The organism is Paraburkholderia sp. XV (assembly GCF_020177535.1).
Classification (GTDB): Bacteria; Pseudomonadota; Gammaproteobacteria; order Burkholderiales; family Burkholderiaceae; genus Paraburkholderia; species Paraburkholderia caribensis.
In genome coordinates, this window is record NZ_JAGUUD010000049.1 from 33,499 (window position 1) to 58,375 (window position 24,877).

Here is a 24,877-nt window from a genome sequence, read left to right on the forward strand (position 1 = left end):
CGTGACGCCTTTCTCGCAAGAACCTTCCTTCTCTGTCACGTCTTTCCGCCGTCGCCCGCCGTTGGAATCTGCGGCGGCACGGCGGCCGTTTGCCCCGTCGACGGCGGCGCCGGACGCGGCTCGTGCGACACGTCGCGCGCGGGCGGCATCGGGCCGCCCTTCTTCGGCCTGAACGGCGCCGTCGTGCCCATTGTCGTGCCCGTCGCGGACTCGCGCGCGTGGTCCGCGCGGTGCGCGTGCTCTTCGTCCCGCAACATCTCGCCCACTTCGTCGCCGCTCGACGTATGCACGCGCATCTGCGGCACGGGAATCTCGATACCCGCTTCGTCCATCTTGCGCTTCAGACGCAGGTTGAAAGCGCGCGCCACGCTCCACTGCTGCAGCGGCCGGGTTTTGATCTGTCCTTTGACGACCATCCAGTTCGGGTCGAAGCGGTCGAGCCCCCACACTTCGACGGGGCCGAGCATCTCGCGCCGGTAACGGAAATCGGCCATCAGGTCCGCGCCGACGGCACGGATCAGTTGCGTCACCTCGTCGACATCGGCGGAAAACGGCACGCGCACTTCGAACACCGCATAGGCGAAATCGCGCGACAGGTTCTTCACGATCTTGATCTGCGAGAACGGTATGGCGTGGATCGCGCCCTGGCCGTCGCGCAGCCGCACGGTGCGGATCGACAGGTACTCGACCGTGCCCGCGTGTCCGCCGTCGATGTCGATCCAGTCGCCGACCGAGATCGTGTCTTCGATGATGATGAACAGGCCCGTGATCAGATCGCTCACCAGCGACTGCGCGCCGAAGCCGATTGCCAGACCGATCACGCCCGCACCCGCGAGCAGCGGCGTCACGTTGATGCCGAGATTGGCCGCCGTGACGATGCCCGCGATGGTCAGGATCGAGACGAGCACCACGTTGCGCACCAGCGGCAGCATCGTGCGGGCGCGCATGCTCGGGTTCTTCGACTTGTTGCGCGGACCGCTCGGGTTGACGGCTTCCTGGATTGCCGTGTCGATCAGAATCCACACGAGCCACGACACGAACACCGTGATCAGGATCGCCGTCAGCGCGTGCGCGATGCCGCGCGCCGTGACGCTTTCTTCGATAATCTGCGCAAGCGACACGTCCCACAGGCGCGACGCGAATTCGAAATACGCCAGCCAGACGAACAGCGTGATCAGCGTGCCCGCGAAACGCAACAGCCGCGTCAGATAGGGCGAACGGCGCCGGCGGCGCGTATTGCGCGGGCGCGTCACGCGCAGCACGATGGCCGACAGGAAGAACGCCAGCACCAGCAACAATGCCGTCACGACGGAAATCTGCAACACGTTCTCGCCGCTGCCGATACCGCCGATCGTCGCGATCACGGAAGCGGTCGCCAGCACGAGCATCGGCACGTGCCAGAGCGACGCGAGCACTTCGAAGCCGTCGGTAGCGGCCTTGTGATCGTGCCGCTGTTCGTAAGCGCGATTGCGGATCAGATGCGCGACGGGACGGCGAAACGCGAGCGCGAAGTACGCGGTCAACACCGCCGCCGTCATGTTCGAGACGGTCGACACCAGCGCCGCGAGATTCGTCCCGAGTTCATGCGCGACGTCGTAATTGACGGCGGCATCGCCGAGCGCGCTGCAGATGCCGATAGCGAACAACGGCCGGCGCGCCTGCTCGATCAGCGCGCGCACGGCGGCACGTCGATGGCCCGAGCCGAACAGCGAGAACATGATCAGGCAGATCGCCGAAAACACGGCGCCCGCGACGATCGCATACGCGATCACCATCGCGATCGTTCGGCCGAGCGAATCGGGCATCGAGCGCACGAACATCAGCGCGGCGACGAACGCGACGATCCACGGCCCGACGCGGCGCAGCGCGAAGATCAGCAGTTCACGCGTGGTGGGATTCGGATCGAGCCGCACGACGATGCCAAAGCGCGCGTGAATCCTGCGCTGCAGGTAAATCAGACCCGCCGCGCACGCGCCCCACCCCGCCAGCACGGCGATCATGTTCAGCAGCACGCGGCCGAAGTGCTCGCGCCCCTGGCTCGTGACGATCGTATAGATTTCGTTGCCCGCCGCGTTGAAGCGGCCGGACCAATAGTTGAGCGGCGAGCGTCCCTGCTGCACGTCGGTTTCGAACGATGCAATGCCCGCAGCGATCGCACCGAGCAGACCGGCGCTCGACGGTGCGCTGGCGGACACGGGCGGCCCGACCGTCTTCGTCGCGTCGCGCAGCTTTTTCAGCTGCGTGACGAGCGCGGTGCGCTGGCGGTCGCTGTCGAGCGTCGTGATCACGCTGTCGAGCGATTTCTCCAGCTCGGCCTGGCTGGCAGGCGACGGCGCCGATGCCGCATCCGCCGCCGACGCGCCCGACGCGGGCGCCGCCGTCGAAACCGTCGCGCTATTGATAAGGCTTTGCAGCGCGGGAATCATCGGCGTGCCCGTCGCCGCGCCCGCGGCGCGTGCGGTGCCCGGCACGCCGAGACACGCGCCAGCGAGCGCGAGGCACAGGCACAGACATAAGGCGGACACGAGTCCGCCCGACCGCGGCCGGCGGCATGCTCCGGCGCGTGAAAAAATTTGGGAAAAAGCACGAAAAACAGCGTCAATCGCCAGAAGCCCGCCGGATGACGGCGCAGCCTGCGATTCACGCCGCGCGAGGCATGACTTCATGGCAATCCGTGACTTTTATGCAAGCAATCTGCATGGGAACGGGAGACGCCAAGTTTAGCGGGTGTCGTCGAGGGAAAGCTCCCCGATGCGTAACCGAATGTTAGTGCACTTGCGCGGCGGCGCGACAGTCGCTCATGCGCGCCGCGCGGCGGATGCGCGGCGCCCGGCGACGTTTCGAAGCCCTCAGTATGCGACAGTCGCAAGCTGATGAACGAAACGGCCCTGCTCCAGCTCATCGACAAACGCAACGGCGTAGTCTTCCGCCGAAATGCTGCTGTTGCCCTGCGCATCGACGATCAGCGCGTTGGCACCCGTGCGGAACGTGCCTTTGCGCTCGCCCGGCGCGATCAGCGCGGCGGGCGCGAAGAACGTCCAGTCGAGATCGCTGGCGGCACGCAGGATGGGGAGAACGTCGCGGTGCGCCAGCGCGATCGCTTTGTAGGCATCCGGAAAGCCTTCCGTGTCGACCAGTTGCTTGCCGGGCGCCACTTCGAGCGAACCCGCGCCCCCCACTACGACCAGACGCTTGATCCCCGCCGCGCGCGTGCCTTCGACCAGCGCGCGGGTCGCCTTGTCGATCTGCGTGAGATTGTCCTGCGGCGGCGCATACGCGCTCGCGACGACATCGTGTCCGCGCGCCCCGGCCGCGACGCTCGCCGCATCCGTCACGTCGGCCTGCGCAGCTTTCAGGTTCACAACATCGGCAGGTGCGCGCCCGGGATTGCGCGAGAAAGCCGTCACCTGATGCCCGCGCCGCGCCGCTTCCGCCGCGATGCGCGAGCCGATCATGCCCGTTGCGCCGAACAGCGCGATCTTCAGTGTCTTGCTCATGTCAATGTTCCTTCCGCTTAAATGTAACTATGTTGATTACATATTTGTTTAAAAAAATCGGGGCGATGCCCCGCACGTCATGCTTCGTGCCACGACTGCGTTCTGCGCTCAACCCGCCGAGGCTTTGCGCTTGCGTTCGCGCGCCCGTTCCGCGCGCACGACGTCGGCCGTCGCGTCGGCCAGCGTGCGCGACGCCAGCGACGCTTCGAGCGCCTGTTGCGCATTGCCGATGATGCCCGTCAGCACCGTCTGGATGTTGCGCCCGACCATGCACGCGGGATTCGGCGTCTCGCGATGCATGGCGAACAGTTGCGCATCGTCGACGGCGCGGTAGATGTCGAGCAGCGTGATGTCCTCGGGCTCGCGCGCCAGCAGCGCCCCACCACCCGCGCCCAGTTGCGACGTGGTGAGGCCCGCTTCCGCGAGCATTGCCAGCAGACGCCGGATCAGTACGGGATTCGTGTTCACGCTTCCCGCGATCATGTCCGACGACAACGGCACGCCTTCCTGCAACGACAGCAGGGCGAGCACATGAACCGCAAAGGCAAATCGGCTACTCGTATTCACAACGCTAGATCATCCGATGCGCATCAGACGCGCGAATCCCATCGTATCAGCCGGCGGCGATGTGTAATCATCATAGTTACACTTAACACGCCGGTCAAGCGCGGGCTTATTTGTCCATCTGTTTCTGGGCGTCGCTGGATTCGGTGGGCGCGGATTGCGCGCTGGTCGTCGATGCCTCGTTGGACCATTGCTGCAGCTTGCGTCCCGCCGTTTCAAGTCCTGCGCCCGTCGAGCCCATCGCCTTGTTGACGGCGGCGTTGGTCGCGCTGGCAGCGTTGTCCAGATTGGCTCGCGCCTGCGACGCGAGCGCGTTCGGGTCGAGGTTGATCGACGGGCCGGATGCGGCCGCGTCGAGATTCTGTTGCGCCGTGGCCTTCGCGGCGTCGACCTGCTGACCGACATAGCTTGCAGCCTGGTCAAGCTTCTGACCGGCCTGCTGGGAAAGATCGTTGAGCTTCGTCGACGCCTGACCCGCCGATGCATCGTTTTTCTGGCAGGCGGCAAGGCCAGCGAGCAGCATGACAGCAAAGGCAGTAGTACGGACGAGCGGATGGCGTGAGAGTGGTTTCATACTTTTGGTCGAGCCGCTGCGAGCGGCTTCATCATGCGAAAACGCCTCAATGATACGCCGTTGCGCGTGACCGACTCCTGCGCGTTCACCGCGAAGCCCGCCCGCTCGAATGCTTGCCTCGCGCTGATGCTGACATCGGCCGTCACCGTCAGCACGTTCGCAGCGCGCGCCCGCGCTTCGAGCCGCGCGAGCAGCGCCGCCGCGAGTCCTTGACGCGCAAAGGCAGGCGCGACATAGAGCATTTCGATGTGATCGGCCGGATGCAGTTGGCCGAACCCAGCATGGGCGCTACCGCGCAAGGCAACGAGCGTCACGCCGCGCGCCAGCCGCGCGCCGAACGCGGCGACCTCGCCGGCGGCCGACGCCCATGCCTCGCGCGCCGCCGGGTCGTAGCCCGCGGCGGCCAGCACTGCATCGTGAAAAAGCGCAGCGAGCGGCGCGGCGTCAGCGGGCCGGAACAGGCGGAAGGTAAATGGAATAGGATCGGTCATGCGTTTGCGATGTTGTCGACGACCCCAGGGTAGACTGGCCGACGTTCGACGTGTTCCCTCAACCACTGGAGGCATGCGATGGCAGCAAAGAAGATTCTGTTCCTGACAGGCGACTTCGCCGAGGATTACGAAACGATGGTGCCGTTCCAGGCACTGCAGGCAGTCGGCCATATCGTCGATGCCGTCTGTCCCGGCAAGCGTGCGGGCGAGCGCGTGAAAACGGCGATTCACGATTTCGAAGGCGACCAGACGTACACCGAGAAGCCCGGCCATTACTTCACGCTCAACGCAAGCTTCGACGAGATCGATCCGTCGCAATACGACGCGCTCGCCATCGCGGGCGGCCGCGCGCCGGAGTATCTGCGGCTCAACGCGAAAGTGATCGACCTCGTGCGCCAGTTCGCCGAAAGCACCAAGCCGATCGCCGCAATCTGCCACGCCGCGCAACTGCTCGCCGCAGCCGACGTGATCCGCGGCAAACGCATTTCGGCGTATCCCGCGTGCGCGCCCGAAGTGAAGCTGGCGGGCGGCGACTACGCGGACATTCCCGTCGACGCGGCTGTCACCGACGGCAACTTCGTCACGGCGCCCGCGTGGCCCGCGCACCCAGAATGGCTGCGCCAGTTCCTCGTGGTGCTCGGCACGCGTATCGAACTTTGACCCGCGTCAAGGCCGGGCCAGCGCCCGGCCTGTCGATCAGACGCGCTTGCGTGTTGTCTATCCTGTTTGAGACTTCTCTGATACCCGTGATGGGTACGGCCCCCTAGAGTTGCAGGTTGACTTTGGAAGGCTCAATCATGGATCTCACTAACTGGGTGATTATTCTCGCTGTCGCGCTGATTTCGCTGACATTCTTCTGCTCGCGCGCGCCGGCGCACTGGTCGATCGAAAGCCGCGCGCGGCGCTTCACCGGCATGCGTCTGCTCGCCCAAGCCGTACTGTCGTTCTGGACCGCACTTCTCATCGTCGCGCGCGGCCTGTTCGTACTGGGTTCGAAAACCCTTCACGTCGCACCCGCGGCCATCCTGACGGGCGCGTTGCTGCTGATCGTCGCGAGCGGCTACTGGTCGATCCGCGGCCGCAGAATGCTCAAGCCGCGCCGTCTGTTCTCCGCCTCCTGAGCGCCGGGCGGGCACACCGCGCGCTATCGCGCGTCCGCCCGCAACGCCTGTCCATCGCCCGCTGTCGCGGCATCGTCCTCGTCGTCGCGCGACGGTGCGGCGGCATCCGGCAACGACAGGTAGAACGTCGTTCCCACACCCTCCGTCGATTCCGCCCACACGCGTCCGCCGTGCCGCTCGACCATGCGTCGCACCAGCGCCAGACCGATCCCCTCGCCCGCCGCCACGTTGCCGTGGAGCCGCTGGAACGCATTGAACAGGCGCGGCATCGCGATTTCCGGAATGCCCATGCCATTGTCCTTCACATAGAAGATGCGCAGCGTCTGCACGCCAGGCGGCGCAGGCGCCGTGCCGATTTCGACGACGCCCGCGCGCTCCGGGCTCAGATAATTGATCGCGTTGCCAATCAGGTTCGCGAAGATCTGCTCGAGCGCCGTCGGATCGCCCCATACGGGCGGCAGCGCCTGCACGATGACGCGCGCGCGATGATCGCGAATCGTGGCCTGCATCGCGTCGATCACGCGTTGCACGATGTCGCGCACCTCGACCTGCTGGCGCCGGTATTCGACGCGGCCCACGCGCGATAGCCGCAACAACGCGTCGATGATGTGCGACGCGCGCAATACCGCCGTCTGCAGGAAATGCAGCGCCTCGCCGATGTCCTCGTCGATCAGCCGCTCGACATGCTCACGCTGATGCGTCGACAGCGACGACTGGCGCAGGGCGGCGCGCAGATCGTCGCACGCATGCGTCAGTTCCTTCGAGAAACCCTGCAGATTGACCAGCGGCGCGCGCAGATCGTGCGACACGCTATAGATGAACGTCTCGTTTTCCTGGGTTTGCTGGCGCAGCGTTTCGTTGGTCTGCGCGAGTTCGGCGGCGTGGCGGCCGAGATCCGACTGGAAGCGCGCCTGCTGGCGCTCCGCTTCGAGCAGCTTGCGGCTGGTCATATGCAGCGTCAGATCGAGCCGCGCGATTTCATCGTTGCCGGGCGTGAGAGGCGCCAGCGGCTCGTTGCTGGCAAGCCGGCTGGCGTTGTCCGACAGCAGCGCGAGCCGGCCGCGCACGCGGCGCGCGAACACCCAGAACGCAATCGCGACGAATACCAGCGAGCCGAGCACGGCCGCGACGATCAACGACTGCTGCCGCTCCCGCGCCGCCGCGGCCTCGGCCGAACGCACCGAATCGAGCTGCCGCTCCTGCGCCTGGAACGCCGCGATCTGCGCGCGAAAGCCGTCGAGCACGTCGGTTCCGGCAAGGTCGCGAAAACGCTGCAGCACGTCGCGCCGGCGTCCCGAGCGGATCAGGTCCTGCACGCGGTCCGACCATTGGCGGTACATCTGCACGGCCTGGCGGATCTGCGCGGCGCGCTCGACTTGCGTGGGATTGTCGGCGACCAGTTCGGCGAGCCGGTCGATGCGACGGTCGACGTCCATCCAGAACGCCACGGGCGTCGAGGTATCGCGTGTGCCGCTGACGACGGCGCCGCGCAACCGCACCGATTCCAGCAGCACGGGCGCGAGAATGCTGGCTGTCTGCCGCAGCACATCCTCGCTATGCATGCTCCAGCGCTCGGCCTGTTCGGCATCCGACTGCGCCTTGATGAGACCCGACAGCAATGCCAGTTCGAAGACAGCGGGGATCGCAATCAGAAGCAGGCCTTTGGTCGTCAGTCTCATGCGCGCGCCGGGAGAGTCGGAAGCCGGCGGGTCGCGCCGGGGACGGCACATTATGTCGGCGATTGCAGTTCATGACAAAGCGCAACCCGCGGGCGCGTCGCCAATCTGGTGCAGGAGGCAGCCGATCGTGGGCGCCGGGCGTGGCGCATGTTCAGGGCGCGTTCCGCCGCGCTGGCGCGCCAATTACCGCGTTATTGATTCGTATGGAAATAGCAAGCAAATCATAGGTATATGCCCGTTTTTGGGATATTTGCATGCCCCGATTTCGCGCTCATGCACATTCAAGGTGCCGATATCGCGGCGCACGTGTCGGGAAGGTCGAGCAATCGAAACGCTTCCACGCCGCATCGGCCCATTCCAGTGCAGCATCGCACCGAGAACACGCGTTGGCGCATCCATTTGGCCCACTTCTTGCATTCGATGCCCGCTTTTTGCGCATCGCAGGAATCAAACGGATGGACAGTCTGAAAACCGGCACCGATACCCTCTTTCTTCTGCTCGGCGCGGCAATGGTGCTCGCGATGCACGCGGGCTTCGCGTTCCTCGAACTGGGTACGGTCCGTAAGAAAAATCAGGTCAATGCGCTGGTGAAGATTCTGGTCGACTTTTCGGTGTCGACGATCGCGTATTTCTTCATCGGCTACACGATCGCTTACGGCGTCCAGTTCTACGGCAGCGCCGAAACGCTCGCCGCGCACAACGGCTATGCGCTGGTGCGCTTCTTCTTCCTGCTGACGTTCGCCGCCGCAATTCCCGCGATCGTGTCGGGCGGCATCGCCGAGCGCTCGAAGTTCAACCCGCAACTGTTCGCGACCTTCGTGCTCGTCGGCTTCATCTACCCGTTCTTCGAGGGGATCGTGTGGAACGGCCACTTCGGCATCCAGACGTGGCTCACGCAGGCGCTCGGCGCGCCGTTCCATGATTTCGCGGGCTCCGTGGTCGTGCACGCGTTCGGTGGCTGGGTCGCGCTGCCCGCCGTGATGCTGCTCGGCGCGCGCCACGGCCGCTACACGCGCGACGGCCGTATCGCCGCGCATCCGCCGTCGAACATTCCGTTTCTCGCGCTCGGCGCGTGGGTGCTGGCCGTCGGCTGGTTCGGCTTCAACGTGATGAGCGCGCAGACGATCGACAAGATTAGCGGCCTCGTCGCCGTCAACTCGCTGATGGCGATGGTCGGCGGCACGCTGACCGCGTGGCTCGCGGGCCGCAACGACCCGGGCTTCACGTATAACGGCCCGCTCGCGGGACTGGTGGCCGTGTGCGCCGGCTCGGACGTCATGCATCCGCTCGGCGCGCTGCTGACGGGCGCCGTGGCGGGCGCGCTGTTCGTCTATATGTTTACGATCGTGCAGAACCGCTGGCGCATCGACGACGTGCTCGGCGTGTGGCCACTGCATGGCCTGTGCGGCGCATGGGGCGGCATCGCGGCGGGGATCTTCGGCCTGCACGCGCTGGGCGGACTGGGCGGCGTGTCGTTCGCGGCCCAGGTGATCGGCACGCTCGGCGGCGTCGGGTTCGCGACGCTCGGCGGCACGATCGTCTACGGCGCAATCCGGATCACGGTCGGGCTGCGCATCGACCAGGAAAACGAATTCAACGGAGCCGACCTGTCGATCCACAAGATCACGTCGACGCCGGAACGCGAAACGGTCGGCTGACGCACCACTGCAAGCCCGTGGCGTCTGGTGTAACCTCGCGTTTCCGGGGTCGGCACATGCCATCAGGCGCGCCGCCGGTCCTTCGTACCAACGCGCGCGCCGATGTTAGACTGGCGCGCGCCGGAGATGGCATTCTCCTAAACCGCCCTCGTGGCTGATGATGCCTGCTTCGCCCGGACCTGCGGACGTTGCAGCATCACGCCTCGCCGCAGCCCGGTTCGTCGATGTTCGGCTTTCCAGGCTTGCTCATGTATCTGTCCATTCTTGCCGTCGGTATCGGCGGCGCACTCGGTTCGCTGTTTCGCTGGTTTCTCGGTCTGCGCCTCAACGCGCTCTTTCCGGCGTTGCCGCTCGGCACGCTCGCCTCGAATGTGATCGCGGGTTACATCATCGGCGTCGCCGTCGCGTACTTCGGGCGCAATCCGCAGATCGCGCCCGAATGGCGCCTCTTCATCATCACGGGCCTGATGGGCGGCCTGTCGACCTTCTCCACGTTCTCCGCGGAAGTCGTCCAGCACCTGCAGCAAGGCCGCCTCAACTGGGCCGCTGGGGAGATTGCGATTCACGTGGCGGCGTCGGTCGTCATGACCGTGCTCGGCATCGCGACGGTCGCCGTCGTCTCGCGCTGAACGGCACGCGCGCGCGCCCCCGCGCGACGCGCCCAGCACGACGATGACTGACACCTGCCGTTCATCAAAAGATCATTGCTGAACGCTGCCGCGTGGGCGTCGCGTGGCTGTATCATCGTCGTCATATGCGGCGGACATCGTGACGGCCCGTCACGCAAGCACCGCCGCCGAACGCGCGACGAGCCTTGCATCGTCGCATCGTCGCCAAAAAGGGCTTGGGCCGGACGGCGCGCGCAGCGCCCGCTTCGCGCGCATCCCACGCAAGCCAGCCGGGGACCTCTTGAAGTACAGATATCTTTCGCGTCGTTCGTTGCTTCCTCTGCGGCGCAGCGCAGAGGAGTTGTCGTTTGCGTTTTCCGAGCTGCTCGCGCAGCCGCTGAGCCGGCCCGAAGCGGCCGCACGTTTCGAAACCCTGTGGAACGAAGTCAACGACGCCGCGCAGTCATGCGACGACAGCGATACCGCCTTCAGCTATATCGCGCTGCTGCACAGCATGGACCAGCGTTGGCGGTTCCTGAGATCGATGAACTAGCGGGCAAACAACCGTGTCCTCCGATCCGTCCGATAACGAGCCGACCGGCTCGGCAGCGCGGCCACCCGCCGCGCCGACGAAATCGAAAAGGACTTTTCTGGGTCTGCTGATGTCCGGCATTCCGCCCGACGTCGCCCGCGACAAGTTCGAGCGCCTGTGGGATGAGACGAACGCCCTCGCCGCATCGTCGATGATGTCGGCGCAAGGGCGTCCGTATATCGCGCTGCTCAAGCGCATGCATACGGCGTTCGTGGAGCGCTATCCGCGCTGAACGGCCGGGCACGAACGGCTCTCCGGCATCGCGGCGGCACGCGCGGCCGCCACGCCGGCTTATGACTTCGCGGGACGGCCCGTCTTTACCGCTTCGAGTTCCTGAACGGCCGCGATCAGGCGTTTGGCGGGCGACACGGCGAGCAGATTCAGGCCCGCGCGCAGCAGTTCGCTCTTCTTGACGGAAATGCCCGCGTCGAGACAGCGCTGCTTGAGTTCGGCGATCTTCGCGTAGTCGGATTTCGGCATGGTGAAGCTGTCGCGGACCACTTTTTCCTTCTCTTTCTTCGCACGCGGCTTTTTTTCGGGAGCGGCGGCGGATGCCGGCGCGGTCTTCGCTGTCTTGACGGCCCTGGCTTCCTTGGGCGCCTTCGCAGGGTTCGCGTTCGCGGCAGAACTTGCACTGCTGGCGGGCTTGACTGCCTTTTCCGTCTTTGCGCTCTTCGCCGCCTTCACAGTGCCCGCGGTCTTCGTAGTCTTCGTAGTCTTCGTGGCCTTCGGGCTCGCGCCTGCCGCTTCCGGCGCAACTACGGGCGCCTGCTCGACCGTCGCTGCCTTCTTCGCTTCCGAAGTCCGTGATGCCTTCACTGCGGGCTTTTTGGTTTCGGCAGCCGGTTCCTTCGCGCTCTTCGGGAAGTGGTAGGCCTTTTTGGTGGGTTCTTTGGTTCGCGGCGTGCTCATCGTGTTTCCTCGTTAACGGTATAAACAGTATATACGGTTTCGCGAATGGTGCCGCCCGCCTGAAGTGATGTGCAGCGCCCGCTATGTTTCGCGCAACAGCTGCACCGCCTCGCGCCGGCGTGCCTTGCGACGCTCCTTCAGAAGCGCAAGCGCCGCGCGCGCCTCGGCTTCGTCGGCGAACAGACCGGTGTTTTCGCGCAACAGCGCAATGCTTGCCGTCACGTCGTTGAGCTCGCCGAAGCACTGCTGCAGTTTCTTGAGACGCTTCAATGTGTGGTCGTGGCCGACGTCATCGAGCACAGGGCCGAAAAGCTCGATCAGATAGCGAACCTTCTTGCCCGCCTTGCGCACGTCGTGGAGCGCATCGTAGTCGGCGGGCTTCGCACGGGACGCCTTGTCCATCCGCTTTCGCAGCGATTTTTCGGCGGCGCGCACGCGCTTTGCCGCGAACTTCTGCAATGCGTGCCTTTCGGGCGCCGAGTTCAATTCCTTCGATGTGCTTGCGAGTGCACCATGCAGCACGTTGCGAATGTCCGCGTTGATGAGCGTCTCGCGGCTCGCGGCAAGCGCGCGCTCGCGTGCTTCGCGCAGGCAGGCGGGTGCGGCGCGCGGCGCGCCCTCTTCACCCGGTTCACTGGTTTCGTTCGTCTTGCTCGCCAGCAGTTCCAGCAGGATGTCCCAGTCGCGCGTCTTACCGGCGGCATCGGCGAGAAAGCGGTACAGCGCGCGCTGCCGCGCGTTTTCCTGCCTGTCGAGCAGCGGACCATACGCCCACCACAACGAGCGCAAGCGTCGCAGCGCAACGCGCAGCTGATGCAGCGATTCCGGCGAAGCGTCGGCGTGAATGGATGCGCTTTGCGAAAGCGCTTCATCGACGAGCGGCGCCGCGAGCGCGGCGAAGGTCGACTCCGCATGCGCCTCGCCACCGGAATCGGCGACATCGTGCGGGCGATCGTCGTGTCTCATGGGGCCTCGTATCGGGAGCGACAACAAGATGCCTTGTGATGCATCGACCGATGCAACAGACATCATACGCTTTCCCGTCGCGCCGAAATCGCGATCTCCGCTGTTGCTGCGGCTATCTGTCCTGCGGCGGGTTGTGCGCGGCGAAGGTCGGCAGGTCCATCACGAGACAGAAGCCGTCGCCTGCCGCGAGCACGCAGTCGCCCGGAACCGCCGCGCCTTCTTCGCGGGACAGCTTGCGCCGCAACGCGACGACGCCCTGGATCCAGCGCCGGAATGCGGGCAACGGCCATCCGCACAAGGCGACGTCCGCCACCTCCACTTCCACGTTTTCCTCATGCAGCCAGCCGCCGATGTAGTTACGCGCGCACAGTTGCCACTGTGGCAGAGGCGTCATCTGCGAAACGTTCGCGACTTCGACTTGCCCGCTACCGCTCGCCATGCTCCCGGCGGGAGCGAGATAGATGAAATAGTGCGGCGCGAGTAGCCGCGTACTGGCGACGATATCGACCGCGCCACTTTCGACACCACGCCCGGACTATACGAACTCATCCGCGTCGGGCGCAGTGTGCGCGCGCATCTCTGTCAGCTTGACGCGTAGTGCTTGAATTTTTTGCCTGCACGCATTCGTCCAGCGCTGTTCGGCATCGTCGAAATCGAGTTCGAGCGTGCTGAGGTCGCCCGGATGCACGGCCTTCGCATCCGCGAGCGCGCGTCGCGCCGCGACGATCGCCTTCGGCGCGCTCAGCGAGATATACCGCGACAACTCGCGGCCCACGTCGTCGTCGATCCGGTATTCGAGCAGGCACCAGCGCAACGATGGATCGTGCATGGGCACGTCGGCGCGCACGGCGCGCCCGCCGAGCGCCATCGTCGCGTAGAGATATTCGACGGTCTTGCGCGTCGTCGGCGCTAGCTGTTGAAGTGGAACAGGTTCGGGCTGGCTGAGATTCAGGGCGTCCATGTTCATTCTCGCTTCGGGGTTCGCATTGCCGCGCGCCGGTTCAATCGACACACGATGCTGATTACCCCATACAGCTAAAACTACGCCACGTTTCTCGCGACTCGCTCGCCAACTGACGCACACACGAACGTCGGCCCGTGACGCGCTGCCCGAACGGACAGGCACGCCGGATGCGCTATGCATCCCGTGGACTTCCAAAGGAGGAAATCATGACCACACTTGACCCGAAAATGAACCCGGCACGTGGGGGCGCAGGCATCGTCGGCGGTGGCGTGGGCGAAGGTCCCGGGCCCGAAGTGATGGCCGCGGCAACGCTGGATGGCAACAAGGTCGTCTCTTCGGATGGCGAACACGTCGGCAAGATCTCGGACATCATGCTCGACGTGCGCAGCGGGCGCGTCGCCTATGCAGTGCTGTCTGAGGGCGGCTTCCTCGGGATGGGCAGCAACCTGCACGCCATCCCATGGAGCGCCCTGACGCTCGATACGGACGAGAAGGTATTCCGCGTCGATATCACCGCGCAGCGCATCAAGGACGATCCGGGGTTCGACAAGGATCATTGGCCGTCGATGGCCGACGAAACCTGGGGTACCCAGATGCACAAGTACTACAACCGCGATCCATACTGGACGACGACGTCGGTAGATCCTGTCGCGGAGCGGGATCGGGGGCTGTAACTTCGGCTTCGGTCTCGCGCCTGACCGTCATTTCCTGATCGTCGATTACTGACTTTCTTTACGCTGTCGTCGCGGCGGCCGTCCGGCTGGACGGCCGCCGCGTACTTTTCTGGATGCGCAGCGTTGGATCGAAAGCGGCACTCCGACACCAGCGCTTGCAGAGTGTTCGTGCATATCCAACATCGAGGCCTGCCGCCGTCCACCCGCGCCGAGGCGTACAACGGGCAGCAGCCCCGCCGGTGCTCGTTCGCGCAAGGTAGTCATGGCCGTCGGCATGGTCATTGCACTTGTTGGCTACGTCGAACAGGAGCAAGACATGATGCGCCATTTTCCGGATGCAGCCGAACCGAGGTCGTTTCGCACGACAACCATCGTCGCCATTGCCGCGCTAGCCCTTATCGCCGCTTGCGGGACTGGGATTGCCGCACTTTGCGGGCTTTTGCCCGAATCAGAAAATGTCGCGGTCACGGCGACCACGATACCGCTGGTCGATATCTGGCGAAATGAGTCGAGCTCCCCCATTCGACCGCAGTCCGAAAGCCGGGATTCGGGGATGTCCGTGGAATAATCACCGGCCCGGGCGCCGCGCGTCGCACTGACCATATCGCCCCAGCACTTTCCCGCCTCGCGACCTCTCCCCCTCCGCATCCTCTCTTCTGGCTGCAACACCGCAGCGAGCCGTAGGAAATCGATCCGGCGAAAAGCCGTCGTGCTTCTCCGACGATCCCGGTCCCGATAAACCGGACCCAGGTACGGGCGGAATCCAACCAACGCAGGCACAAAAAAAAGGCGCCATGTTTCCATGGCGCCTTCAAAAAGTTCTAGCCATTCCGAGGGCCGTGCTAGAACCTGAGAGACGGTACTGAGAGACGGTACTGAGATACGGTACTGAAAAACTGCCTGGAAAGCGACGCTGCAGCGACTGTATCAGCCTGTGACACGCGCGCGACTACCGCACACTTTCGAAATATAGTTCCATTTTTTATGGTAATGCTGACTAAGTCAAGCAAAATTTAATCGCTGCGGACTGCCCGGAAATTACCTTCCTATACAATGAATCGTCGTAGGAAAAAGGGACTTAGGCTTTGCTGAGAGAAGGCTTGAGGCGCTTCACCGGAGTCGTCATCCCGAAGCGTGTTACACAAATATTGAAATAACGTTTCATAAAAACCACATGAACCAGTCATCGACGCGCCCGGCCGTCACCGATTCCGCAAGGGAAAAAGACGGTTCCGGCGACGAGGTTACCGCGCTCGCGCGCGGCCTGACGGTACTCCGGAGGGTCGCGGCCGCCGACGCCCCACTGTCCAACCGCGAGTTGACGGAACTGACGGGCATTCCAAAACCGACCGTCTCGCGGATCACCGCGACGCTCGTCAGCGCCGGCTTTCTGTTCCGTCTGCCCGACAGCGAGCGTTTCGTGCTCACGTCGTCGGTGCTGGAACTGAGCAACGGCTTTCTGCGCAACTTCGACATCCGCGCCCGCTCGCGGCCGTTTCTGATCGAGCTGGCCGAGCGGACGTCACTCTCCGTGCACCTCGCCGTGCGCGACCGGCTCGAAATGGTTGTCATCGACGCGATCAAGCCGCGCTCCGCCGTGCTGGTATCGCGCCTCGACGTCGGCTCGCGGATGGACCTGAGCCGCACCGCCGTCGGCCGCGCCTATCTGGCGGCACTGAGCGACACGGACCGCGACAAGCTGCTGATCGGCTTGCAGGCCGCGGCGGGCGACGACTGGGGAAACATCGGCGCGCGACTCGACGCGGCGTTGCGTGAAACCACCGCGCAAGGCTTCGCCATCGCAACGGGCGAATGGCATGAAGGGCTCAATGCCATCGCGGCCGGCTTCATCGGGCCTTCGGGCGAACGCTACGCGGTCAACTGCGGCGGCTCTGCGCACCAGTGCCCGCGCGACTGGCTCGTTTCGCGCGCGGCGCCGGCGCTGCTGGAGACGATCGACCGGATCGTCCACGAGATCGGCGGCACACCGGGACGCAGGCTCGACGCCTGAGCGCGGCTTGCCGCAACCGCACGTCACAACAGCAAGCCGACGCGAAGCCCGACGCGAAAGGCGACATCCCGCTGACGCACGGCTTTCGACCCGCGCGAAATCCGTGTAACGGTCGTAATCCGCCGAAAAATACGCCGCTGGACTGTAACTCGGCCCGGGACGTAGCATCATGCTTTCCCGCGCGCCCGGGGAAGCTGCCATAGTCTCCCGCGCGCCCCGCCAGCGCATGCGCATTTCAATGCCGACGGGACCGCGCCCGGCAACGGACGCAGCGGCGGGCACCAGCACGGCCAACAGGGAGGAGCCGTCAACCATGCCCGTAACGTGTCTGGCCGCGAGAGCGGCCGCCGCCACGTCATGGTCATCGCGATGAATCACGCATCAATTAGCATCGCGCAGGCATGCGCGATCAGCACAAAGCGGCACCCAGCGAAACACCGCCGCGCTCATCGCGTTACCTCGGCACGTTTGCCCCATTAAGCCAGTCACCTGATCGAACGATGGACGAACAAAAAAAGCAGCCTGAAACGTCACGCAACTCCGCTCCCGCCAGCCCGCCTCCTGGGCGCGATCCCGGTCCCGGCGCCGTCAAGCGGCACCGCGGCCGTACGATCGCGCTGATCGTCGCCGTCGTGGTAATCGCGGGCATCGTGCTGGTGCGCTGGCATCCGTGGAACAGGACCGCTGACGGCGCGAGCGCGGCAGCAGGCGCCAGCGGCGCGCAGACAGGACGCGCCGGCGGTGGCCGCCGCGGCGCCGCGGGCGGCATGAACCAGCCGCAACCCGTTCACGTGGCGACCGTGAAGCAAGGCGAAATGCCCGTCGTGCTGAATGCGCTCGGCACCGTCACGCCGCTCGCGAACGTCACCGTGCGCACGCAGTTGACGGGCACGCTGCAAACGGTCGCCTTCCAGGAAGGTCAGATGGTCAAGAAAGGCGATCTGCTCGCGCAGGTCGACCCGCGTCCGTATCAGATCAGTCTTGCGAATGCCGAAGGCACGCTCGCCAAGGACATGGCGCTTCTGCAAACGGCACGTCTCGACCTGAAGCGCTATCAGACGCTGCTCTCCCAAGACTCGATTGCGAGCCAGCAGGTGGACACGCAGGCGTCGCTCGTCAAGCAGTACGAAGGCCAGGTGAAGGCGGATCAGGCGAACATCGACACCTTCAAGCTCGATCTCACCTACGCGCGCATCACGGCGCCCGTCTCCGGCCGCGTCGGCCTGCGCCAGGTCGACGCCGGCAATTACGTGACGCCGGGCGACACGAACGGCGTCGTGGTGATTACGCAATTGCAGCCGATCAGCGTGATCTTCACGACCTCGGAAGACAACCTGCCCGCCATTCTCAAAGGCATGCGCGCGAACCAGAAGATGTCGGTGACGGCGTACGACCGCAGCAACACGACCTCGCTCGAAGCCGGCTATCTGGAGACCATCGACAACCAGATCGACACCACCACGGGCACCGTGAAGCTGCGCGCGACCTTCCAGAACAACGAAGGCCTGCTGTTCCCGAACCAGTTCGTCAACACGCGCCTGCTAGTGAACGTCGTGAAGGATGCCGTGATCGTGCCGACTTCAGCCGTGCTGAACGGCTCGATGGGCGCGTTCGTGTATGTCGCGAAGCCCGACAACACGGTGACGGTGCGCCAGGTGAAGGTCGGCCCCGTCGACGGCGAGCGCACCAGCATCGCGTCGGGCCTGCAGGTCGGCGAGCGCGTCGTGATCGACGGCTCGGACCGGTTGAAGGAAGGCGCGAAGATCACCATTCCCGCCGATCGTCCGCGTGGCGCTTCGGGGGCGTCGGGCGCATCGGCGGCCCATGCGGCGTCGGGTGCATCGGGTGCCGCGGGTGCCGCGGGTGTGATGGGTGCCTCCGGCACGCACCGTCACCGGCACGCGTCGCAGACGTCGGCGGAATAAGGCACGGCTGATACCGCATGAATCCATCCCGCGCCTTTATCCTGCGCCCGGTCGGCACCGCCCTTCTGATGGCGGCGATCATGCTGGTCGGGCTCGTCGCATTGCGTTTTCTGCCGCTGTCCGCGCTGCCCGAAGTCGACTACCCGACCATCCAGGTGCAGACCTTCTATCCGGGCGCGAGCCCCGACGTGATGACGTCGTCGGTCACGGCGCCGCTCGAGCGCCAGTTCGGTCAGATGCCGTCGCTGAACCAGATGTCGTCGCAAAGCTCGGCGGGCTCGTCGATCATCACGCTGCAGTTCAGCCTCGACCTGCCCCTCGACGTCGCCGAGCAGGAAGTCCAGGCGGCCATCAACGCAGCGGGCAACCTGCTGCCGTCCGACCTGCCCGCGCCTCCTATCTACGCGAAGGTCAACCCGGCCGACGCGCCCATCATCACGCTCGCGATCACCTCGAAGACGCTGCCGCTCACGCAGATCCAGGACATCGCCGACACACGCCTCGCGCAGAAGATCTCGCAGGTCGCGGGCGTCGGCCTCGTCAGCCTGTCGGGCGGCCAGCGCCCCGCGGTGCGCATCCAGGCCAATCCGCGCGCGCTGGCGTCGTACGGGCTGAACCTCGACGATCTGCGCACCACCATCTCGAACCTCAACGTCAACACGCCGAAGGGCAACTTCGACGGCCCGTCGCGCTCGTACACGATCAACGCGAACGACCAGCTGACGGACGCCGACGCGTACAAGAGCGCTGTCGTCGCGTACAAGAACGGCCGGCCGGTGATGCTGACGGACGTCGCGACCGTCGTGTCCGGTGCCGAGAACACGAAGCTCGGCGCATGGGTCGACAGCACGCCCGCGATCATCCTCAACGTGCAACGCCAGCCGGGCGCGAACGTGATCCAGGTGGTGGACAGCATCAAGACGCTGTTGCCCACGCTGCAGCAGTCGCTGCCCGCCGCGCTCGACGTACGGGTCGTCACCGACCGCACCACGACGATCCGCGCGTCGGTGCGCGACGTGCAGTTCGAACTGATGATGTCGGTCGTGCTCGTCGTGCTGGTCATGTATCTGTTCCTCGCGAACATCTACGCAACCATCATCCCGAGCCTGTCGGTGCCGCTCTCGCTGATCGGCACGCTCGCCGTCATGTACCTGTGCGGTTTTTCGCTGGACAACTTATCGCTGATGGCATTGACGATCGCGACGGGCTTCGTGGTCGACGACGCGATCGTGATGATCGAGAACATCGCGCGCTACGTGGAGGAAGGCGAGTCGCCGTTGGAGGCCGCGCTGAAAGGCTCGAAGCAGATCGGCTTCACGATCATTTCGCTGACGGTCTCGCTAATCGCGGTGCTGATCCCTCTGCTGTTCATGGGCGACGTGGTCGGACGGCTGTTCCATGAGTTCGCGATCACGCTCGCGGTGACCATCGTGATCTCGGCCGTCGTGTCGCTGACGCTGGTGCCGATGATGTGCGCGAAGCTCTTGCGCCACACCCCGCCGAAGGAGAGCCACCGCTTCGAAGCACGCGCGCACGCGGCCATCGACTGGGTGATCGCACGCTATGCGGTCGCGCTCGAATGGGTGCTCGACCGGCAACGCTCGACGCTCGTCGTCGCCGTGCTCACGCTCGTGCTGACGGGCGTGCTGTACGTCTACATTCCAAAGGGCTTCTTCCCGGTACAGGACACGGGCGTGATCCAGGCGATCACGCAGGCGTCGCAGTCGGTGTCGTATGCGTCGATGGCCGAGCGCCAGCAGCAGCTCGCCGCCGAAATCCTGAAGAACCCGAATGTCGAAAGCCTGACCTCGTTCATCGGTGTGGACGGCAGCAATATCACGCTGAACAGCGGCCGCATGCTGATCAATCTGAAGCCGCGCGACGACCGCGACGCCACGGCGAGCCAGGTGATCCGCCAGTTGCAGCGCGACACGTCGCACATTCCGGGCGCGACGCTCTATATGCAGCCGGTGCAGGATCTGACCATCGATTCGACCGTCAGCCCGACGCAGTACCAGTTCATGCTGACCGATCCGAATATCGACGAATTCGCGACCTGGGTGCCGAAGCTGATGGAGCGGCTCGCGCAGTCGCCTGAAATCGTCGACGTCGCCACCGACCTGCAGAACAACGGCCAGTCGGTGTATGTCGAGATCGACCGCGCGTCGGCGGCCCGCTACGGCATCACGCCCGCCACCGTCGACAACGCGCTTTACGACGCATTCGGCCAGCGCATCATCTCGACGATCTTCACGCAGTCGAACCAGTACCGCGTGATTCTCGAAGCGCAGCCGACCATGCAGCACTACACGGAGTCGCTGAACTCGATCTATCTGCCGTCGTCGACGTCGTCAGGCGGACAGGTGCCGCTCAACTCCATTGCGAGCTTCCACGAACGGCCCGCGCCGCTGCTCGTCACGCACCTGAGCCAGTTCCCGGCCACCACCGTCTCGTTCAACCTGGCGCCCGGCGCATCGCTTGGCGAGGCCGTGAAGGCGATCCAGCAGGCGGAAAAGGACATCGGCCTGCCTGCTTCGTTCCAGACCCGCTTCCAGGGCGCGGCACTCGCGTTCCAGGCGTCGCTGTCGAACGAGCTGTTCCTGATCCTCGCCGCCATCGTCACGATGTACATCGTGCTCGGCGTGCTGTACGAGAGCTTCGTGCACCCCATCACGATTCTTTCGACGCTGCCGTCGGCGGGCGTCGGCGCGCTGCTGGCGCTGCTGGTGACAGGCCACGATCTCGACATCATCGGCATCATCGGGATCGTGCTGCTGATCGGCATCGTGAAGAAGAACGCGATCATGATGATCGACTTCGCGCTCGAAGCCGAGCGCGAGCACGGCAAGCCGCCGCGCGAAGCGATTTATCAGGCGTGTCTCTTGCGCTTCCGCCCTATCCTGATGACGACCATGGCGGCGCTGCTCGGCGCGCTGCCGCTGATGCTCGGCACGGGCGCCGGTTCGGAACTGCGCCGCCCGCTCGGCATCGCGATTGCGGGCGGCCTGATCGTCAGCCAGTTGCTGACGCTCTTCACGACGCCCGTGATTTATCTCGGCTTCGATTCGATTGCGCGGAGCCTGCGCGCGCGCTTTCATCGTGAAGATCATGGCGATGGTCCGACCCGGCCGCCCGTCACCGACGCCGACGTCTGAATGAAAAGGCCGAACCGATGAACCTGTCGCGCCCCTTCATTCAACGCCCCGTCGCCACCACGCTGCTCGCCATCGGCATTGCGCTGGCGGGCCTCTTCGCGTTCGCGAGGCTGCCCGTCGCGCCGTTGCCGCAGGTCGATTTCCCGACCATCTCGGTTCAGGCGAGCCTGCCGGGCGCGAGCCCCGAGACCGTCGCGACCAGCGTGGCCAGCCCGCTCGAACGGCATCTCGGCACGATCGCCGACGTCACCGAGATGACCTCGTCGAGCTCGGTCGGCTCGGCCCGCATCACGATGCAGTTCGGCCTGAACCGCAACATCGACGGCGCCGCGCGCGACGTGCAGGCCGCCATCAACGCGGCGCGCGCCGACCTGCCCGCGAGCCTGCGCTCGAACCCGACGTATCACAAGGTCAATCCCGCCGACGCGCCGATCCTGATTCTCGCGCTCACATCGAAGACGATGACGGCGGGCCAGCTATACGATTCGGCGGCGACCGTGCTGCAGCAATCGCTGTCGCAGGTGGACGGCGTCGGCGAAGTCGACGTGAGCGGCTCGGCGAACCCGGCCGTGCGTGTCGAGCTGGAGCCGCAGGCGCTCTTTCACTACGGCATCGGTCTCGAAGACGTGCGCGCGGCGCTGGCGTCGGCGAACGCCAACAGCCCGAAGGGCTCGATCGAGTTCGGCCCGAACCGCGTGCAGCTTTACACCAACGACCAGGCGAAGAAGGCCGCGCAATACAAAGACCTCGTGATCGCGTATCGCGACGGCGCGGCCGTGCATCTGTCCGATGTCTCGGAAGTCGTCGATTCCGTCGAAGACCTGCGCAACCTCGGCCTGATGAACAACGAGCGCTCGGTGCTCGTGATTCTGTACCGGCAGCCGGGCGCGAACATCATCGAGACGATCGACCGCGTGAAGGCGATGATTCCGCAGCTGAAGGCGTCGCTGCCCGCCGCCGTCGAAGTCACGCCGACGGCCGACCGCTCCACGACCATCCGTGCGTCGCTGAAAGACACGCAGTTCACGCTGATGATCGCCGTGGCGCTTGTCGTGATGGTCGTGTTCCTGTTCCTGCGCAACTGGCGCGCCACGTTGATTCCGAGCGTCGCGGTGCCGATCTCGATCATCGGCACGTTCGCGGCCATGTACCTGCTCGATTTTTCGATCGACAACCTGTCGCTGATGGCGCTCACCATCGCGACGGGCTTCGTCGTCGACGACGCGATCGTGGTGCTGGAGAACATTTCGCGGCACATCGAGAACGGCATGCCGCGCATGAAGGCGGCCTTCGTCGGTGCGCGCGAAGTCGGCTTCACGGTGATGTCGATCAGCATCTCGCTGGTCGCCGTGTTCCTGCCCATTCTGCTGATGGGCGGGATCGTCGGGCGGCTGTTCCGCGAGTTTGCGCTGACGCTGTCGCTGGCGATCGGCGTGTCGCTGATCGTGTCGCTGACGCTCACGCCGATGATGTGCTCGCGGCTGCTGTCCGAGCCGCACGAAAAGAAACAGGAAGGCCGTTTCGGACGCTGGCTGGAGCGCGGATTCGACTCGATGCAGCGCGGCTATGCGCGCACGCTCGGCTGGTCGCTGCTTCATCCGCGGCTGATTCTCGCCGTGCTGATCGCGACGATCGGGCTGAACGTGTATCTGTACATCATCGTGCCGAAGGGCTTTTTCCCGCAGCAGGACACGGGGCGGCTGGTCGGCGGCATTCAGGCCGACCAGTCCACGTCGTTCCAGGCGATGAAGGTGAAGTTCTCCGAGATGATGAAGATCGTCCAGGCGAACCCGGCCGTCGACAGCGTGGTCGGCTTCACGGGCGGACGGCAGACCAACTCGGGTTTCATGTTCGTGTCGCTCAAGTCGAAGAGCGAGCGCAAGGTTTCCGCCGACCAGGTGATCCAGCAGTTGCGCGGGCCGCTGTCGGACGTCGCTGGGGCGCGCACCTTCCTGCAGGCGGTGCAGGACATCCGCGTGGGCGGCCGGCAGTCGAACGCGCAATATCAGTTCACGCTGCTATCGGACACGACTGCCGATCTCTACAAATGGGCGCCCATTCTGACGGAAGCGCTGCAAAAGCGCCCTGAGCTCACCGACGTCAACTCCGACCAGCAGCAAGGCGGTCTGGAAGCGATGGTGACGATCGACCGGGCGACGGCGGCGCGCCTGAACATCAAGCCCGCGCAGATCGACAACACGCTGTATGACGCCTTCGGCCAGCGCCAGGTCTCGACCATCTACAACCCGTTGAACCAGTATCACGTCGTGATGGAAGTTGCACCGAAGTACTGGCAGAGCCCCGACATGCTCAAACAGGTGTGGGTCAGCACGTCGGGCGGCAGCGCGAGCGGTTCGCAATCGACCAATGCGACGGCGGGCACGGTGACGTCGAGTGCGACGTCGAGGGCTTCGTCAGGCGGCACGGGTGGCACGACCTCGTCGAGCGCGGCTGCCGTCGCGAGCGATGCCGCGCGCAATCTGGCGAACAACTCGATTGCGGCGAGCGGCAAGTCGAGTGCATCGACGGGCGCGGCCGTATCGACGTCGAAGGAAACGATGATTCCGCTGTCCGCGATCGCGAGCTTCGGGCCGGGCAACACACCGCTGGCGGTGAACCACCAGAGCCAGTTCGTCGCGTCTACGATTTCGTTTAACTTGCCGCCGGGCAAGTCGTTGTCGGAGGCGACGAATATCATCTACCAGACGATGGCCGAGATCGGCATGCCGGCGACGATTCACGGCAGCTTCCAGGGAACGGCGCAGGCGTTTCAGCAGTCGATGTCCGATCAGCCCATTTTGATTCTCGCGGCGCTTGCGGCGGTTTATATCGTGTTGGGGATTTTGTACGAGAGCTATATTCATCCGCTGACCATTTTGTCGACGTTGCCGTCGGCGGGGGTCGGGGCGTTGCTGGCGCTGCTGCTCTTTAATACCGAGTTCAGCATCATTGCGCTGATTGCGGTGATTCTTCTGATTGGTATTGTGAAGAAGAACGCGATCATGATGGTCGATTTTGCGATCGATGCGTCGCGGCAAGGGCTGTCTTCTCGTGATGCGATCGAGCAGGCTTGTTTGCTGCGGTTCCGTCCGATCATGATGACCACGTGCGCGGCGCTGCTCGGCGCGTTGCCGCTCGCGTTTGGACGCGGGGAAGGGGCGGAGCTGCGGGCTCCGCTTGGGCTTGCTATTGTTGGTGGGTTGATTGTGAGTCAGATGCTTACGCTCTATACCACGCCTGTGGTTTATCTTTATATGGATCGGATTCGGGTTCGGTGGGAGGGAAGGCGGAATCGTGGGGCGGCGGCTTCGGGTGTGTAAGGTTTTTGTTTGTCTGCGACGCTAGGCGGTCTGCCAGTGTTTGCGCTGGCATGCGCGATTTGCCTTCGTGCTTCATGCTTCTGAGCGTTTGCCTTTGCGCTGGCATCCGCTTTACGTTAGCTCGCTTCAAGCGTCGCCCCTGTGCGGGGCGGCACCTACTTTTCTT

Annotated in this window: 22 protein-coding genes and 1 riboswitch; of the genes, 12 read left to right on the forward strand and 10 right to left on the reverse strand. The window is 64.7% G+C overall.

Annotated features, from left to right (window positions below; translation table 11 throughout):
• Positions 1 to 35: 35 nt before the first annotated feature.
• From KFO72_RS22250 to KFO72_RS22270, 5 genes are all read right to left on the reverse strand, one after another.
• Entirely contained in the window at positions 36 to 2,666 is a 2,631-nt protein-coding gene (locus KFO72_RS22250; RefSeq protein ID WP_225033045.1) for a mechanosensitive ion channel family protein, read from the reverse strand.
• Between the two features lie 183 nt (positions 2,667 to 2,849).
• Positions 2,850 to 3,497, reverse strand: a complete 648-nt coding sequence (locus KFO72_RS22255) for an NAD(P)-dependent oxidoreductase (protein ID WP_062915482.1) — start codon at positions 3,495 to 3,497, stop codon at positions 2,850 to 2,852.
• 108 nt (positions 3,498 to 3,605) lie between these two features.
• Positions 3,606 to 4,064, reverse strand: coding sequence for an Rrf2 family transcriptional regulator (locus tag KFO72_RS22260; protein ID WP_225033046.1), 459 nt, complete (start codon positions 4,062 to 4,064; stop codon positions 3,606 to 3,608).
• Between the two features lie 106 nt (positions 4,065 to 4,170).
• The gene (locus KFO72_RS22265; protein WP_054930240.1) at positions 4,171 to 4,584 is read right to left on the reverse strand and encodes a hypothetical protein; all 414 of its coding nucleotides are present in this window, start codon (positions 4,582 to 4,584) and stop codon (positions 4,171 to 4,173) included.
• 47 nt (positions 4,585 to 4,631) lie between these two features.
• Positions 4,632 to 5,126: a GNAT family N-acetyltransferase gene (locus KFO72_RS22270; RefSeq protein WP_054930239.1), complete on the reverse strand. Its 495-nt coding sequence runs from the start codon at positions 5,124 to 5,126 to the stop codon at positions 4,632 to 4,634.
• Between the two features lie 78 nt (positions 5,127 to 5,204).
• On the opposite strand from KFO72_RS22270, the gene KFO72_RS22275 reads away from it, so the two are divergent.
• Both KFO72_RS22275 and KFO72_RS22280 read left to right on the forward strand, forming a co-directional pair.
• Positions 5,205 to 5,786, forward strand: a complete 582-nt coding sequence (locus KFO72_RS22275; RefSeq protein ID WP_225033047.1) for a DJ-1/PfpI family protein — start codon at positions 5,205 to 5,207, stop codon at positions 5,784 to 5,786.
• 137 nt (positions 5,787 to 5,923) lie between these two features.
• On the forward strand, positions 5,924 to 6,247 hold the full coding sequence (locus KFO72_RS22280; protein ID WP_054930237.1) for a hypothetical protein: 324 nt from the start codon (positions 5,924 to 5,926) through the stop codon (positions 6,245 to 6,247).
• Between the two features lie 23 nt (positions 6,248 to 6,270).
• On the opposite strand, the gene KFO72_RS22285 is transcribed toward KFO72_RS22280, so the two are convergent.
• Positions 6,271 to 7,926: a sensor histidine kinase gene (locus tag KFO72_RS22285; RefSeq protein WP_060600367.1), complete on the reverse strand. Its 1,656-nt coding sequence runs from the start codon at positions 7,924 to 7,926 to the stop codon at positions 6,271 to 6,273.
• Between the two features lie 455 nt (positions 7,927 to 8,381).
• Between KFO72_RS22285 and KFO72_RS22290 the strand changes: the two genes are divergently transcribed.
• From KFO72_RS22290 to KFO72_RS22305, 4 genes are all read left to right on the forward strand, one after another.
• A complete protein-coding gene (locus KFO72_RS22290; protein WP_225033048.1) occupies positions 8,382 to 9,584 on the forward strand; it encodes an ammonium transporter in 1,203 nt (400 codons plus the stop codon).
• A gap of 113 nt (positions 9,585 to 9,697) precedes the next feature.
• Positions 9,698 to 9,758, forward strand: a riboswitch (Fluoride riboswitch).
• Positions 9,759 to 9,832: 74 nt separating this feature from the next.
• Positions 9,833 to 10,213, forward strand: coding sequence for a fluoride efflux transporter CrcB (gene crcB / locus KFO72_RS22295; RefSeq protein ID WP_060602608.1), 381 nt, complete (start codon positions 9,833 to 9,835; stop codon positions 10,211 to 10,213).
• A gap of 280 nt (positions 10,214 to 10,493) precedes the next feature.
• Complete coding sequence (locus KFO72_RS22300; RefSeq protein WP_036005635.1) at positions 10,494 to 10,745, forward strand: hypothetical protein; 252 nt, start codon at positions 10,494 to 10,496, stop codon at positions 10,743 to 10,745.
• Between the two features lie 13 nt (positions 10,746 to 10,758).
• Positions 10,759 to 11,016 (forward strand): hypothetical protein, encoded by a 258-nt coding sequence (locus KFO72_RS22305; protein ID WP_225033049.1) that lies wholly within the window; start codon positions 10,759 to 10,761, stop codon positions 11,014 to 11,016.
• A gap of 59 nt (positions 11,017 to 11,075) precedes the next feature.
• Here KFO72_RS22305 and KFO72_RS42330 read toward each other — a convergent pair whose 3' ends face one another.
• From KFO72_RS42330 to KFO72_RS22325, 4 genes are all read right to left on the reverse strand, one after another.
• Positions 11,076 to 11,696, reverse strand: coding sequence for a hypothetical protein (locus tag KFO72_RS42330; protein ID WP_318248515.1), 621 nt, complete (start codon positions 11,694 to 11,696; stop codon positions 11,076 to 11,078).
• Between the two features lie 81 nt (positions 11,697 to 11,777).
• Positions 11,778 to 12,662 (reverse strand): CHAD domain-containing protein, encoded by an 885-nt coding sequence (locus KFO72_RS22315; protein WP_225033050.1) that lies wholly within the window; start codon positions 12,660 to 12,662, stop codon positions 11,778 to 11,780.
• Positions 12,663 to 12,774: 112 nt separating this feature from the next.
• The gene (locus KFO72_RS22320; protein ID WP_225033051.1) at positions 12,775 to 13,056 is read right to left on the reverse strand and encodes a hypothetical protein; all 282 of its coding nucleotides are present in this window, start codon (positions 13,054 to 13,056) and stop codon (positions 12,775 to 12,777) included.
• A 141-nt stretch (positions 13,057 to 13,197) separates the two neighbouring features.
• Positions 13,198 to 13,623, reverse strand: coding sequence for a hypothetical protein (locus KFO72_RS22325; RefSeq protein ID WP_225033052.1), 426 nt, complete (start codon positions 13,621 to 13,623; stop codon positions 13,198 to 13,200).
• A gap of 209 nt (positions 13,624 to 13,832) precedes the next feature.
• On the opposite strand from KFO72_RS22325, the gene KFO72_RS22330 reads away from it, so the two are divergent.
• The 6 genes from KFO72_RS22330 to KFO72_RS22355 all read left to right on the forward strand — a co-directional run bounded on the left by KFO72_RS22330 (position 13,833) and on the right by KFO72_RS22355 (position 24,711).
• Positions 13,833 to 14,300 (forward strand): PRC-barrel domain-containing protein, encoded by a 468-nt coding sequence (locus KFO72_RS22330; protein ID WP_054930230.1) that lies wholly within the window; start codon positions 13,833 to 13,835, stop codon positions 14,298 to 14,300.
• A 262-nt stretch (positions 14,301 to 14,562) separates the two neighbouring features.
• On the forward strand, positions 14,563 to 14,868 hold the full coding sequence (locus tag KFO72_RS22335; protein WP_224100259.1) for a hypothetical protein: 306 nt from the start codon (positions 14,563 to 14,565) through the stop codon (positions 14,866 to 14,868).
• A 606-nt stretch (positions 14,869 to 15,474) separates the two neighbouring features.
• Positions 15,475 to 16,311, forward strand: a complete 837-nt coding sequence (locus KFO72_RS22340) for an IclR family transcriptional regulator (protein WP_054930229.1) — start codon at positions 15,475 to 15,477, stop codon at positions 16,309 to 16,311.
• Between the two features lie 500 nt (positions 16,312 to 16,811).
• Entirely contained in the window at positions 16,812 to 18,236 is a 1,425-nt protein-coding gene (locus KFO72_RS22345; RefSeq protein ID WP_225033053.1) for an MdtA/MuxA family multidrug efflux RND transporter periplasmic adaptor subunit, read from the forward strand.
• A 17-nt stretch (positions 18,237 to 18,253) separates the two neighbouring features.
• Entirely contained in the window at positions 18,254 to 21,391 is a 3,138-nt protein-coding gene (locus KFO72_RS22350; protein ID WP_060600357.1) for an MdtB/MuxB family multidrug efflux RND transporter permease subunit, read from the forward strand.
• Between the two features lie 17 nt (positions 21,392 to 21,408).
• Positions 21,409 to 24,711 (forward strand): efflux RND transporter permease subunit, encoded by a 3,303-nt coding sequence (locus KFO72_RS22355; protein WP_225033054.1) that lies wholly within the window; start codon positions 21,409 to 21,411, stop codon positions 24,709 to 24,711.
• Positions 24,712 to 24,877 lie beyond the last annotated feature (166 nt).